Raw genomic sequence first — 13,711 nt, 5'->3', positions numbered from 1 at the left:
TCAGTCTTCCCTCAGTCTTTGCCGCCAGAGAATGCGCTGGGGCGCTTGTGCTTGAGCGGTTGGCAGGGCGTAGACCGCCTCCAGCACCTGCCTGGCGGCCTGCTGCTGGCTGACGGCGGTTATCCGGTACAGGGTGACCGGCTCATCCTCGGGCATATGGGCGGCGCGAGTGGTTTCGCCCAGGTTCTGCAACTGGTAGTAACCGTGCTCGCTGCGCTGCCATTGGCCTTGCAAGTCGTGCGGACGCGGGGGTGGCCGGCAGTCGACGCACGCACCCGGCGCAGCGCCCTGCAACTCCGTCAGCGCTTCCAGCAACACCACCTCCGCTTGCTCGAAAGCCTTCAGGCCATCACGCATGGCGCCGGTCATGCGCGTTTCGACCAAGGCATCACGCAGCGCCGAGGCGGCCAGCAACGCCAGCAACAGGCTCAGCACCAGCGCCAGCAGCAAAACTACACCGCGCTGGCGGTTCATGGGCGGGATACCGGGTTGCGCAGCGCCACGCTCAGGGTGTGATGCTGTTCGAGTTGCAAGGTGGGTTCGTACAACGTCAACTGCAGGTCTACCCACTCGCCCTGGGGAGCCTGCACCCGCTCCACGCGCAGCTCGCGCACATGATCGACCAAGGGCTGGGCATTGCCGCGTCGAATGAACATCAGGCGGTTACCCGAGAGCCTGTACTGATGCCTGCTGACAGCTATCTCCATGAGCGTGCCTGGGTTCGCTGCACGATTTTTGTACACCTGCGCCTCGGCGTGGCAATCGGTCAGCAAGGTCCAGTCAGGCGCCCCGGTGTGCCCCGCCAACTCGGCGACGACCAGGTCAAGGCTGCTGCTGCCAACGTCCAGTGGGTGATCGAATGCCTGGCGCGCAGCCGGGTCCTTGAAGTCGCCAGGCGCCAGCCGCAAGCAACCGAACATGCCGGCCATGCGGATATCCTGAGCCATGCGCAGCAATGCCAGACGGGCATCGTCCTGCAAGCGCAGCGCTGCCCCCTGCAACCGCCAGCTCTGGTGAGCAGAGGCGAACAACTGGCCGGCCGCCGCCAGCACCATCGAGCCGATGGCCAACGCCAGCGTCACCTCGAGCAAACCGAAACCACCCTGCCCCCGCCTCATCGAGGGCTCCGCTCATGTTCGCTGTGCTGCGCCAGCGCCGCCTGCCCATCACGCCGCGCATCCTCCGTGGCCTGCAGCGCCTTCAACTGCAAACCCGCCGCAGTGAACATGCCCACGGCCACCACCAGCACGGCCAACAGCACTTCGATCAGCGTCATGCCCCGCTGTTTGTCGTGCATCCCTGCACCTCCCCAGACGTTTCCTGCAAAAGCCATGAACGGTGCCGACTGGACCTCGTGTCCACCCACCGAGAAGCTACAGCCAAGCACGTCCAGGGAGGAATGCACGGTGAAGCAACGAGGTGTAACACTGATACAAATGATGTTTGCCCTGGCCATGGCCGCCTTGCTGACGCAGATCGGCATGCCGGCCTACGCCAGGTTCAGCGATGACCTACACCGAGCAGCGGCAGCCCGGGACCTGGCCCAGGCGCTGCGCAGCGCGCGCAGCCACGCGATGCTGCAGGGTCAGCGGGTACAGGTGAAATCCCTTGAGAACGATTGGGGCAAAGGCTGGCAGGTGGTGCTGGAAAGCAATCAGCAGGTGCTACGCGAGCATCGCCTGTATCGGCCAATGCGCATTGCGCAAAACGCCGGTCGGCAAGTCAGGTTCAGTGCGTTGGGTGTGCCACTGGGGCGGGGAAACAACTTCAAGAGCGCGACGCTGCAGATTTGTGGCAGCCCGTATCACGTGGTGCTGGCCAGCAGCGGCAGGATCAGCCTGCGCACAGAGGACCTGCAAGATCCGCTGTGCGCAACGCTGTGACTCAGATCAGCGAGCGAACCCGCAGCTCCTTGGGCATGGAGAAGGTGATGTTCTCCGGGCGCCCATCCAGCTCTTCGGCGCCAGTGGCGCCCCAGGCCTTGAGCTGCTCGATCACGCCACGCACCAGCACCTCGGGTGCCGAAGCACCGGCGGTGATGCCGACCCGCGCCGCGTTGTCGAACCAGCCACGCTGCAGGTCTTCGGCACCGTCGATCAGGTAGGCCGGGGTGCCCATGCGCTCGGCCAGCTCGCGCAGGCGGTTGGAGTTGGAACTGTTCGGGCTGCCGACCACCAGCAACACGTCACACTCGGCGGCCAGTTGCTTGACGGCATCCTGGCGATTTTGCGTGGCGTAGCAGATGTCGTCCTTGCGCGGGCCGCCGATGTTCGGGAAGCGGGCGCGCAGGGCGTCGATGACCCGGCTGGTGTCGTCCATCGACAGCGTGGTCTGGGTGACGAAGGCCAGGTGGTCGGGGTCGTTCACCTGCAGCTGGGCGACATCGTCCTCGTCCTCGACGAGGTAGATGGCGCCGCCGTTGCTGGCGTCGTACTGCCCCATGGTGCCTTCGACTTCCGGGTGCCCTTCGTGGCCGATGAGGATGGTCTCACGGCCGTCGCGGCTGTACTTGGCCACTTCGATGTGCACCTTGGTGACCAGCGGGCAGGTTGCGTCGAACACCTTCAGGCCGCGGCCGGCGGCTTCCTGGCGCACGGCCTGGGAAACACCGTGGGCGCTGAAGATGACGATGACGTCGTCCGGCACCTGGTCCAGCTCTTCGACGAAGATCGCGCCGCGGTTGCGCAGGTCTTCCACCACGAACTTGTTGTGCACCACTTCGTGACGCACGTAGATCGGCGGGCCGAAGACTTCCAGGGCACGGTTGACGATCTCGATCGCCCGGTCGACCCCGGCGCAGAAGCCGCGCGGGTTGGCGAGTTTGATTTGCATGCTCGGCTCCAGGCTTACAGGGCCTTCACCTCGAGGATCTCCACCTCGAAGGTCAGGGTCTTGCCAGCCAGTGGGTGGTTGAAGTCGATGGTCACCTGGTCGTCGTCGAACGCTTTGACCACACCCGGCAGCTCGGTGTTGGCGGCGTCGTTGAAGATGATCAGCAACCCTTCGGACAGCTCCATGCCCTCGAAGTTGGACCGCGGCATGACTTGCACGTTTTGCGGGTTGGGCTGGCCGAAGGCGTTCTCCGGAGCCACCACCACGGTGCGCTTGTCACCGGCCTTGAAGCCGAACAAGGCGCTCTCGAAGCCCGGCAGCAGGTTGCCATCGCCGACCTTGAAGGTGGCCGGGGCCTTGTCGAACGTGCTGTCGACGGTGTCGCCGTTTTCCAGGTGCAGCGCGAAGTGCAGGGTGACTTCGGTGTTCTGGCCGATACGGGTGTCAGTCATGGACCGGATCCTCGGACTTCTTGCTCTTGAACATGTCCAGCGCCAGCATCACCGCACCAACGGTGATGGCGCTGTCGGCCAGGTTGAAGGCCGGGAAATAATGGCGGTTCTGCCAGTGCACCAGGATGAAGTCGACCACATGGCCGAGCACGATGCGGTCGTACAGGTTGCCGATCGCACCGCCCAGCACCAGCGCCAGCGCCACCGCCAGCCAGGTCTCGCCGCGCCCCAGGCGCTTGAGCCAGACCACCAGCACGGCACTGACCACCACGGCGATCAGGGCAAACAGCCAGCGCTGCCAGCCCCCGCCTTCGGACAGGAAGCTGAATGCTGCGCCGGTGTTGTAGGCCAGGGTCCAGCTGAAGTAGTCCGGGATGACCACGATCTGCTGGTACATGGTCAGCGCGCTGTTGAAGTACAGCTTGCTGGCCTGGTCGAGGACCAGCACCAGCAGGCTCAGCCACAACCACGCCAGGCGCCCGAAGCGCCCCGCCGCAGGGTTAGGCATAGTGGCGCACCTCGCCGGAGCCGGTCAGGTTGTCGACGCAACGGCCGCAAATTTCCGGATGCTCCGGGTGGCTGCCGACGTCGGCGCGGAAGTGCCAGCAACGGCCGCACTTGACGTGGCCGGACTTGACCACCTGCAGCTTGAGGCCTTCGACTTCGGTGGCCACGGCTTCGGCCGGCGCCTGGGCGAACGGCACCACGCTGGCGGCCGAGGTGATCAGCACGAAGCGCAGCTCGTCGCCCAGCTTGGCCAGGTCGGCGCTCAGGCCTTCCTCGGCGAACAGGGTGACTTCGGCCTGCAGGTTGCCGCCGATGACCTTGGCGGTACGCTGGTTTTCCAGTTCCTTGTTGACGGCGGCTTTCACGGCCATCACGCGGTCCCAGTAGGCGCGGTCCAGCTCGGTGCCTTCCGGCAGCTCGCTCAGGCCCTGGTACCAGCCGTTGAGCATCACCGACTCGTTGCGCTCGCCCGGCAGGTACTGCCAGATTTCGTCGGCGGTGAACGCCAGGATCGGCGCGATCCAGCGCACCAGCGCCTCGCTGATGTGGTACAGCGCGGTCTGGCAGGAACGGCGGGCGACACTGTTGGCGCCGGTGGTGTACTGGCGGTCCTTGATGATGTCGAGGTAGAAGCCGCCCAGCTCCTGCACGCAGAAGTTGTGGATCTTCGAGTAGACGTTCCAGAAGCGGTATTCGCCGTAGTGCTCTTCCAGCTCGCGCTGCAGCAGCAAGGTACGGTCCACTGCCCAACGGTCCAGGGCGATCATATCTTCCGGCTGCAGCAGGTCACGTGCCGGGTCGAAGCCGGACAGGTTCGACAGCAGGAAGCGCGCGGTGTTGCGGATACGCCGGTAGGCGTCGGCGCTGCGCTGCAGGATCTGCTCGGAAACGGCCATCTCGCCCGAGTAGTCGGTGGCCGAAACCCACAGGCGCAGGATGTCGGCGCCCAGGGTGTTGTTGACCTTTTCCGGCTCGATGGTGTTGCCCAGCGACTTGGACATCTTGCGGCCGTTCTCGTCCACGGTGAAGCCGTGGGTCAGCAGCTCGCGGTACGGCGCGTGGCCGTCGATGGCGCAACCGGTCAACAGGGAGGAGTGGAACCAGCCGCGGTGCTGGTCGGAACCTTCCAGGTACAGGTCGGCGCGCGGGCCGGTGGCATGGCCGATGTCGTGGGAGCCACGCAGCACGTGCCAGTGGGTGGTACCCGAGTCGAACCATACGTCGAGGGTGTCGGTGATCTTGTCGTACTGGCTGGCTTCATCGCCCAGCAGTTCGGCAGCGTCCAGCTTGAACCAGGCCTCGATACCTTGCTGTTCGACGCGCTTGGCCACTTCGTCCATCAGCTCGACGGTGCGTGGGTGCAGTTCGCCGGTCTGCTTGTGCAGGAAGAACGGGATCGGCACGCCCCAGTTGCGCTGACGCGAGATGCACCAGTCCGGGCGGTTGGCGATCATCGAGTGCAGGCGCGCCTGGCCCCAGGCCGGGACGAACTTGGTTTCTTCGATGGCTTTCAGGGCGCGCTCACGCAGCGGCTCGCCGGTGCTTGGCTGCTTGTCCATGCCGACGAACCACTGCGCGGTGGCGCGGTAGATCAGCGGGGTCTTGTGGCGCCAGCAGTGCATGTAGCTGTGCTTGATGGTTTCGGTGTGCATCAGCGCGCCGACTTCGCTCAGCTTGTCGACGATGGCCGGGTTGGCCTTCCAGATGAACTGGCCGCCGAAGAACGGCAGCGACTCGACGTACACGCCGTTGCTCTGCACCGGGGTGAGGATGTCGTCGTTGACCATGCCGTAGCGCTTGCAGGTGACGAAGTCGTCTTCGCCGTAGGCAGGTGCCGAGTGCACCACGCCGGTACCGGCGCCCAGTTCGACGTAGTCGGCCAGGTACACCGGCGACAGGCGGTCGTAGAACGGGTGACGGAAGTTGACCAGCTCCAGGGCCGAGCCCTGGGCAGTGGCGATCACCGAGCCTTCCAGGTTGTAGCGCTTGAGGCACGACTCGACCAGCTCTTCGGCCAGCACCAGCAGGCGCTCGCCGGTGTCGACCAGGGCGTACTTGAACTCCGGGTGGATGTTCAGCGCCTGGTTGGCCGGGATGGTCCACGGGGTGGTGGTCCAGATCACGATGGCGGCGGGCTTGGCCAGGGACGGCAGGCCGAAGGCGGCAGCCAGTTTGGCTTCGTCGGCGACCGGGAAGGCCACGTCGATGGTCTGGGAATTCTTGTCGGCATATTCGACTTCGGCTTCGGCGAGGGCCGAACCGCAATCGAAGCACCAGTTCACGGGCTTGAGGCCCTTGAACACGAAGCCTTGCTTGACCATCTCGGCCAGGGCGCGGATTTCACCGGCCTCGTTGGCGAAGTTCATGGTCTTGTAGGGGTTGTCCCAGTCGCCCAGCACGCCCAGGCGGATGAACTCGGACTTCTGCCCTTCGATCTGCTCGGCGGCATACTCGCGGCACAGCTCGCGGGTGCGGTCGGCGGTCAGGTGCTTGCCGTGGGTGACTTCGACCTTGTGCTCGATCGGCAGGCCGTGGCAGTCCCAGCCCGGTACGTACGGCGCGTCGAAGCCGGACAGGGTCTTGGAACGGACGATCATGTCCTTGAGGATCTTGTTCAGCGCATGACCGATGTGGATCTTGCCGTTGGCATAGGGCGGGCCGTCGTGCAGGACGAACTTCGGACGATCCTTGCCAATTTCGCGCAGCTTCCGGTACAGGCCAATGCTGTCCCAGCGCTGCAGGATCTGCGGTTCGCGCTGAGGCAGGCCGGCCTTCATGGGGAAGGCGGTGTCCGGAAGGTTAAGCGTGGCTTTGTAGTCGGTCATTTCAGGCTCTTGGTTAGCGGTTGAGCGTGCCAATGTGCACGTGCGGCGGCGATATCCGCATCGATCGCCGACTTCAGCGCCTCGAGGGAGGCGAATCGCTGCTCTTCACGCAGCTTGTGGTGGAATTCCACCGTCAGGCGCCGGCCATACAGATCGCCGGCATAGTCCAGCAAGTGGATTTCGAGGTGCGGGCGGCCGTCACCGGCCACCGTCGGTCGCACCCCGATGTTGCCCACACCCGGCCAGGCCTTGCCGTCGATCTCGATGCTGGCCAGGTAGACCCCGGACAGCGGCACGCGGCGGCGCTTGAGCTGGATGTTGGCGGTGGGCGTACCGAGCTGGCGGGCAAGCTTCTGCCCGTGCAGCACGCGCCCGGTAATGCGGTAAGGGCGGCCCAGCAGGTGTTCTGCAAGTTCGAAGTCACCCTCGGACAAGGCTTTGCGCACTTCGGTGCTGCTGACGCGCAGACCGTCCTGGATCACCGTGTTGGCAGCCTCGACGGTAAAGCCATACTGCTTGCCGGCCTCGACCAGGAAGGCGAAGTCGCCGGCGCGGTCGCAGCCGAAGCGGAAGTCATCGCCCACTTCGAGGTGGCGCACGCCCAGGCCGTCGACCAGGATCGCCTTGACGAAGGCGTCGGCGCTGAGCCGGCTCAGGCGCTGGTTGAAGGCCAGGCACAGGACCCGGTCGATGCCTTCGGCGGCCAGCAGCTCGACCTTGTCGCGCAGGCGCGCCAGGCGGGCCGGGGCGGTGTCCGGGGCGAAGTACTCGCGCGGCTGCGGCTCGAAGATCACCACGCAGGTCGGCAGGCCAAGCGCCTGGCCGCGCTCGCGCAGGCGCGCCAGGATTGCCTGGTGGCCACGGTGAACCCCGTCGAAGTTGCCAATGGTGGCGACACAGCCCCGGTGCTCGGGGCGCAGGTTGTGAAGACCTCGAACCAGCTGCATAACGCGCTTCTTGCTCATAAAGTGGCCGATTATAACCACACCCGGGCGCTGGTGACAGGCAGCAGCGCCCAGGGGCGGCGTGGAATGCGAAAAACCGACGCCTGACCCGCCGCTTGCCCTAGTGCAGGGCCTTGCGGGCGAAATGCCGGGGGCGGAAACCGCACAGGTACAGGCAACCGAAATAGGTCACCACTCCAGCCGCGATCAGCGCCCCCAGGCGCAGGAACCGTTCAAGCATGTTGCCCTGCTCCCAGGCCGGCAGGAAGTGCATGCCTACCAGCAGTACTGCGGCCATCAGGGTGACCGCCAGCACCAGCTTGAGCAGGAACATCGTCCAGCCCGGCTGAGGCTGGAACAGCTGCTGGCTGCGCAGCTTCCAGAACAGCAGCCCGGCGTTCAGGCAGGCGCCCAGGCTGATCGCCAGGGCCAGGCCGGCATGCTGCAGCGGGCCGATCAGGGCCAGGTTGAAGCCTTGGGTGCAGACCAGGGTGAAGATCGCGATCTTCACCGGGGTCCGGATATTCTGCTGCGCATAGAAGCCTGGTGCCAGTACCTTGACCAGAATGATCGCCAGCAGGCCGACCGAGTAGGCGATCAGCGCGCGCTGGGTCATGGCCGCGTCGAAGGCACTGAACTTGCCGTACTGGAACAGCGCCACGGTCAGCGGCTCGGCCAGGATCGCCAGGGCCAGGGTGCACGGCAGCACCAGCAGGAAGCACAGGCGCAGGCCCCAGTCCATGATCCGCGAATACTCCTCGCGGTCCTTGTTGGCGTAGGTCTTGGCCAGGGTCGGCAGCAGGATGGTGCCCAGGGCCACGCCGAGCACGCCCGACGGCAGTTCCATGAGGCGGTCGGCGTAGTACATCCACGACACGGAACCTGCCACCAGGAAGGAGGCGAAGATGGTGTTGATGATCAGCGAAATCTGGCTCACCGACACCCCGAGGATGGCCGGCAGCATCTGCTTGAGCACCCGCCACACGCCGCTGTCGCGCAGGTTCAGGCGCGGCAGCACGAGCATGCCGATCTTCTTCAGCGCCGGCAGCTGGTACAGCAGCTGCGCCAGGCCACCGGCCAGCACGCCCCAGGCCAGGGCCATGATCGGTGGGTCGAAGTACGGCGTGAGCAGCACGGCGAAGAAGATCATCGCCACGTTCAGCAGGGTCGGGGTGAAGGCCGGGACCGAGAAACGGTTCCAGGTATTGAGGATCGCGCCGGCCAGGGACGACAGGGAGATCAGCAATATATAAGGAAAGGTCACCCGCAGCAGGTCGGTGGTGAGCTGGTATTTCTCCGCGCTGTCGACGAAGCCCGGCGCGGTGGCCCAGACCACCCAGGGCGCGGCGAAGATGCCGACCACGGTGACCAGGGCCAGGACCAGGGTCAGCAGGCCGCTGACGTAGGCGATGAAGGTGCGGGTCGCCTCCTCGCCCTGCTGGGTCTTGTATTCCGCCAGGATCGGCACGAACGCCTGGGAAAACGCCCCTTCGGCGAAGATCCGGCGCAGCAGGTTGGGCAACTTGAAGGCGATGAAGAAGGCGTCGGTGGCGATGCCGGCGCCGAAAACGCGGGCCAGGATGGTGTCGCGCACGAAGCCCAGCACCCGCGAAACCATGGTGATGGAACTGACTGCAGCCAGGGATTTGAGCAGATTCATCGAAAAGATTCACGCCAGGGACAGAGGACGCTGCCAGACAGCGTTCGAATGTGCGATACTCCCGCGCCTTCGCAGGGGAGCCAAAAATTCCCGAGTTTACAGGTAGCACGGCAGAAAGGAATATTTCCCGCCTGTTGTTGCACCGCTCGGCGGAACCCTGCAGGTGGCCTTGACATCCGGTCGACTCATCGGCATGATTCGCGGCCTATTTTGTTTGCTATTTACCTAAAGTCTTTCGAGGAGCTCGACGGTGGCCAACACACCTTCCGCCAAGAAACGTGCAAAACAGGCTGAGAAGCGTCGCAGCCACAACGCCAGCCTGCGTTCCATGGTCCGCACCTACATCAAGAATGTAGTCAAAGCCATCGACGCAAAAGACGCCGAAAAAGCGCAAGCCGCTTACGTTCTGGCTGTGCCTGTAATCGACCGTATGGCCGACAAAGGCATCATCCACAAGAACAAAGCTGCTCGCCACAAAGGCCGTCTGAATGGCCACATCAAGGCACTGAAAGAAGCTGCAGCTGCCTAAGCGACGTTCTAGTCGAAAAAACCGGCCCTAGGGTCGGTTTTTTTATGCCTGTGATTCAAGGTTTGCACACCCCCTGTGGGAGCGGGCTTGCCCGCGAAACAAGCACCGCGGTGGATGGCACGGGCTTCGCCCGTGTTCGCGGGCAAGCCCGCTCCCACAAGAAATAGCTTCAGGCTCAGGGTATCAACAGGGCCGCACAGGGCGGCCCTGCCTTGTATCACTTGGCGATCTGGATCTTCGGCGCCCACTGCAGCCAGGCATCCTCCGGCTTGTCGAACAAGGCGAAGGTCTGCTGCGGCCGTGCCGGGTTGCCCATCTGCTCCCCTTCCGGCGTGGCGAAGGCGATACCGCCATCGATCAGCGTCTCCAGCGATTCGGTTCGCACCGTGGCGCCCTTGAGCAGGCCCCATTCGAAGCCGAAACCACTGCTGTTCCAGAAGCGGCTGCCACCGCGTACCAGCGCGGCGTAGCGGGGCTCGATGAGGATATGGATCAGCACGCGATCCGCGCTCTGGCCCAGCTCGAAGCCGGTCACCTTGCCCACCGCCACCTCACGGTAGGTCACCGGCACACCCGGCTTGATCGAACCACGCCGCGGGGCGCTCAAGGTCAACGGCAGGCCGACCTCCTCCCCGACCACTTCAGGTGCCCCGGCCAGGGCAATGAAATCGCGCTGCACGCCCTTGTCCTTGATCGCCGGTTGTACCTCCAGGTACTGCCCGCCAATCAGGGTGTCGAGGTTCTCGGTGCGCACCAGGCCCAGCGCCGGCTTGACCACCCAGAACTGCGTGCCGACCCGGGCAATGCGCTCGACCGCCTCGGTGATGCGCGCGCGCAGCAGCACGCCCTGCAGGTCCTTGGTCAGGTCGACGCTCTCGACGCTGCCCACATCCAGGCCGCGGAAGCGGATCGGCGTGCCCGGCTTGAGGCCATCGGCGCGGTCGACACGGATGGTGACCAAGGTACCGGTGCGGTTTACCGCCTCCTGGCTTTCCAGCAGGCGGAAGCGTGGGATATGCCGCTTGAGCGCCACGTCCGGCCTTGGCGTGTCGAAGGCAATGCCACCGGCCATCAGCGTCTGCAGCGACTCGCTCTTGATCTTGATACCCGACAGGCCGCCGGTCAGGGTGATGCCACTGACGTTCCAGAAGCGCGAGGAGCCGTTGACCAGGTTCTCGTACTCTTTCTCGATGTGCACGCCGATCAGGATGCGCTTGCTGTTACGCGCGAACTGGTAGCTCTGCACGCTGCCGACCTTCACCTGGCGGTACATCACCGGGCTGCCGACTTCGAGCGAGCCCAGGGTATCGGCGAACAGCACCAGGTGCAGGCCCGGGGCCTTGAGGTCCAGCGGCGGCGCCTTGGGCCGGGCTTCGAACTCGCGCTGGGGCTTGGCGCCCTTCTCGCCAGGGCGGATGGCGATGTAGTTGCCCTTGACCAACGCTTCCAGGCCGGTGATGCCGGCCAGGGAAATCGACGGCTTGACCACCCAGAACTGCGTGCCTTCGACCAGGTAGTCCTCGGTCAGCGGGTCCAGGGTCAGCTCGGCCATGGCGCTGGCCAGGTTGTCTTCCATCTTCAGGGTCTTCAGCGAGCCGACCTGGATGCCCTTGTACATGACCGGCGTGCGACCGGCCTGCAGGCCTTCATAATCGCTGAGCTTGACCTTGACGCGGATACCCGCCTGGGCTGCGTCGAAGTCTTCATAGAGGCGGAACGGCAGGCTCGGGTCGGTGGGCGGGCTGTCCTTGCGGTACTCGGGTGTGGCAAAGGCGATGCCGCCGGCAACGATGCTCGACAGCGATTCACTGCGCACCTTCACGCCGGACAGGTCAGCGTCGATGCTGATGCCGCTGGCATTCCAGAAACGCGTGTGCTTGCGCACCAGGCTGGCGTAGGCCGGCTCGATGAACACCTTGACCTCGACAGTGCTCTGGTCATCGGACAGGCGGTAACTCTTCACCCGGCCGACCTGGATCTGCTTGTAGAACACCGGGCTGTCGCGGTTGAGCGAACCGAGCCGTTCGGCCTTCAAGGTCAGGTGCAGGCCCGGCTCGCTGTCGGACAGTGGGGGCGCCACCTTCAAGGCCTTGAAACGCTTGGTCCGCTCGCCCTCGCCCGGGCTGACCGCGATGTAGTTACCGGACACCAGGGTTTCCAGGCCGGAAATACCGGCCAGGCTGACACTCGGCTTGACCAGCCAGAAACGCGTGCCCTTGGTCAGGTGCGGCTCGGCGGCCTTGTTCATCTCGATGGTGGCGATCACCCCCTGGGTATCGCCCTGGGCGTCGAGCACCAACTTGGTGACCTTGCCGACCGGCATGCCTTTGTAGATCACCTCGGTCTTGTTGGCGACGATGCCTTCGCCAGTCTCGAAACGCACTTCGATCTCTACACCGGCATCACGGTAGGCCTGCCAGGCCAGCCAGCCACCGATCATCAGCGCGATCAGCGGCAGGATCCAGATGGCCGACCAGTTCGAGGCAGGGCGGGTTTTAGCCGTTGGCATGTCACTCATGGTCGTCATCCGACTCCGTGTTGTCCCAGATCAGTCGGGGATCGAAAGTTAAAGCAGCAAGCATCGTGAGGATCACCACAGTTGCGAAGGCGACAGCGCCCAGGTTGGCTTCGACACTGGCGATCCGGCCGAAATTCACCACCGCCACCAGAATGGCGATGACGAAGATGTCCAGCATGGACCAGCGCCCGATGAATTCGATGAAGCGGTACATCAGGATCCGCTGCCTGGCCGACAAAGGCTGGCGGCGCTGTACCGAGTAGAGCAGCAGCGCGATGCCCACCAGCTTGAACGTGGGTACCAGGATACTGGCGATGAACACCACGGCGGCGATCGGCAACATACCGTGCTTGAGCAGGGTGACGACCCCGGACATGATGGTGTCGCCGCTGCCCTGCCCCAGGGTGCTGACGGTCATGATCGGCAACAGGTTGGCCGGGATGTACAGGATCGAGGCGGTGATCAGCAGCGCCCAGGTGCGAATGATGCTGTTCGGGCGTCGTGCGTGCACGACAGCACCGCAGCGTGTGCAGGTCTGCGAGCGGCGCTCGGTATCCTGGCGGTTCAGTTCATGACATTCATTGCAGACCAGAATGCCTGCATCAATCGCCCGCATGCAGATCCTCCCCCGACAACGCACTCCAGATCTGGTGTGGCGACATCACCACCTCGAGCCAGACCTGGATCAGCAACAGGCTGATGAAACAGAAAAGGCCCAGGCCGACGGTCAATTCGGCCAGGTCCACCAGTTTGACGATCGCCACCAGCACGCCCATGAAATACACCTCGAGCATGCCCCAGTCACGCAGGTGGTGGTAGATGCGATAACAGAGCAGCCCATAGCTGCGCCCGATGTCCAGGCGAATGCTCAACAACACCAGCAACTGGCATAGCAGCTTGAGCAAGGGGATGGCCATGCTGCACAGGAACACCACCACGGCAACGCCGCGCATCTCGGAGTTGTACAGGCCCAGCACGCCACTCCAGACCGTATCGTCGGAAGACTGACCAAGCAGGTGCAGTTGCATGATCGGCAGGAAGTTGGCAGGCACGAACAGCAGCAAGGCAGTCAGTACCAGGGCCAGGCTGCGATTCACCACATTATGCCGGTGTGCGTACAGCTCGTAGCCGCAGCGTGGGCATTGGGCTTTCTCGCCGTGCTGTAGCACGGGTTTGCGCAACAGCAGGTCGCATTCGTGGCAGGCGACCAGGTCGTCCAGCGGCAACTGCTCTAGCGCTTCGGTTTTGGCGGGTTCTGGCATGTCGAGGTTCTGAATAGGTACGTCGGCTCTATTCTAGTGTTCCAGCTCGAAATGTGGGAGATGCCGAACGCCCGACGTGATGCCATGAAAGACAAAACCCCTACCTGCATGTGCAGATAGGGGTTTTGCGAAATGAATCTTGACGATGACCTACTCTCACATGGGGAAACCCCACACTACCA

General features: G+C 64.1%; 14 protein-coding genes. 2 read left to right on the top strand and 12 right to left on the bottom strand.

What is annotated here, in order from left to right; translation table 11 throughout:
- From ACIP21_RS23390 to ACIP21_RS23380, 3 genes are read right to left on the bottom strand one after another with little or no spacing between them, the layout of a single operon-like run.
- The gene (locus tag ACIP21_RS23390; protein ID WP_400692719.1) at positions 1–474 is read right to left on the bottom strand and encodes a hypothetical protein; all 474 of its coding nucleotides are present in this window, start codon (positions 472–474) and stop codon (positions 1–3) included.
- A complete protein-coding gene (locus ACIP21_RS23385) occupies positions 471–1,118 on the bottom strand; it encodes a PilW family protein (RefSeq protein WP_400692716.1) in 648 nt (215 codons plus the stop codon). The genes ACIP21_RS23390 and ACIP21_RS23385 overlap by 4 nt, the downstream gene beginning before the upstream one ends.
- Positions 1,115–1,297 (bottom strand): prepilin-type N-terminal cleavage/methylation domain-containing protein, encoded by a 183-nt coding sequence (locus tag ACIP21_RS23380; RefSeq protein ID WP_400692714.1) that lies wholly within the window; start codon positions 1,295–1,297, stop codon positions 1,115–1,117. Before ACIP21_RS23380 ends, ACIP21_RS23385 begins: the two co-directional genes overlap by 4 nt.
- A gap of 109 nt (positions 1,298–1,406) precedes the next feature.
- Between ACIP21_RS23380 and ACIP21_RS23375 the strand changes: the two genes are divergently transcribed.
- Entirely contained in the window at positions 1,407–1,883 is a 477-nt protein-coding gene (locus ACIP21_RS23375) for a GspH/FimT family pseudopilin (protein ID WP_400693081.1), read from the top strand.
- 1 nt (position 1,884) lies between these two features.
- Here ACIP21_RS23375 and ispH read toward each other — a convergent pair whose 3' ends face one another.
- The 6 genes from ispH to murJ form a co-directional block, all read right to left on the bottom strand.
- Positions 1,885–2,832 (bottom strand): 4-hydroxy-3-methylbut-2-enyl diphosphate reductase, encoded by a 948-nt coding sequence (gene ispH, locus ACIP21_RS23370; RefSeq protein WP_400692711.1) that lies wholly within the window; start codon positions 2,830–2,832, stop codon positions 1,885–1,887.
- Positions 2,833–2,846: 14 nt separating this feature from the next.
- The gene (gene fkpB, locus ACIP21_RS23365) at positions 2,847–3,284 is read right to left on the bottom strand and encodes an FKBP-type peptidyl-prolyl cis-trans isomerase (protein WP_012270371.1); all 438 of its coding nucleotides are present in this window, start codon (positions 3,282–3,284) and stop codon (positions 2,847–2,849) included.
- Complete coding sequence (gene lspA, locus ACIP21_RS23360) at positions 3,277–3,792, bottom strand: signal peptidase II (RefSeq protein ID WP_400692708.1); 516 nt, start codon at positions 3,790–3,792, stop codon at positions 3,277–3,279. Before lspA ends, fkpB begins: the two co-directional genes overlap by 8 nt.
- Positions 3,785–6,616, bottom strand: a complete 2,832-nt coding sequence (gene ileS, locus ACIP21_RS23355) for an isoleucine--tRNA ligase (protein WP_400692705.1) — start codon at positions 6,614–6,616, stop codon at positions 3,785–3,787. Before ileS ends, lspA begins: the two co-directional genes overlap by 8 nt.
- On the bottom strand, positions 6,613–7,563 hold the full coding sequence (gene ribF / locus ACIP21_RS23350) for a bifunctional riboflavin kinase/FAD synthetase (RefSeq protein WP_400692702.1): 951 nt from the start codon (positions 7,561–7,563) through the stop codon (positions 6,613–6,615). The genes ileS and ribF overlap by 4 nt, the downstream gene beginning before the upstream one ends.
- A gap of 118 nt (positions 7,564–7,681) precedes the next feature.
- Complete coding sequence (murJ, locus tag ACIP21_RS23345) at positions 7,682–9,220, bottom strand: murein biosynthesis integral membrane protein MurJ (RefSeq protein WP_400692699.1); 1,539 nt, start codon at positions 9,218–9,220, stop codon at positions 7,682–7,684.
- A 250-nt stretch (positions 9,221–9,470) separates the two neighbouring features.
- Here murJ and rpsT point away from each other — a divergent pair, with 250 nt between their 5' ends.
- On the top strand, positions 9,471–9,749 hold the full coding sequence (gene rpsT / locus ACIP21_RS23340; protein ID WP_003247625.1) for a 30S ribosomal protein S20: 279 nt from the start codon (positions 9,471–9,473) through the stop codon (positions 9,747–9,749).
- A 217-nt stretch (positions 9,750–9,966) separates the two neighbouring features.
- On the opposite strand, the gene ACIP21_RS23335 is transcribed toward rpsT, so the two are convergent.
- Genes ACIP21_RS23335 through ACIP21_RS23325 form a run of 3 tightly spaced genes read right to left on the bottom strand, consistent with a single transcriptional unit; the run spans position 9,967 to position 13,529 of the window.
- Positions 9,967–12,267: an MlaD family protein gene (locus ACIP21_RS23335; protein ID WP_400692696.1), complete on the bottom strand. Its 2,301-nt coding sequence runs from the start codon at positions 12,265–12,267 to the stop codon at positions 9,967–9,969.
- Entirely contained in the window at positions 12,260–12,883 is a 624-nt protein-coding gene (locus ACIP21_RS23330; RefSeq protein ID WP_400692693.1) for a paraquat-inducible protein A, read from the bottom strand. Before ACIP21_RS23330 ends, ACIP21_RS23335 begins: the two co-directional genes overlap by 8 nt.
- Positions 12,870–13,529, bottom strand: a complete 660-nt coding sequence (locus ACIP21_RS23325) for a paraquat-inducible protein A (RefSeq protein ID WP_400692690.1) — start codon at positions 13,527–13,529, stop codon at positions 12,870–12,872. Before ACIP21_RS23325 ends, ACIP21_RS23330 begins: the two co-directional genes overlap by 14 nt.
- Positions 13,530–13,711 lie beyond the last annotated feature (182 nt).

This window comes from Pseudomonas sp. NPDC089401 (assembly GCF_044749485.1).
Taxonomy (GTDB): domain Bacteria; phylum Pseudomonadota; class Gammaproteobacteria; order Pseudomonadales; family Pseudomonadaceae; genus Aquipseudomonas.
The sequence above is the reverse complement of the archived record's forward strand: the minus strand, read 5'-3'. Positions and strand labels throughout refer to the sequence as shown.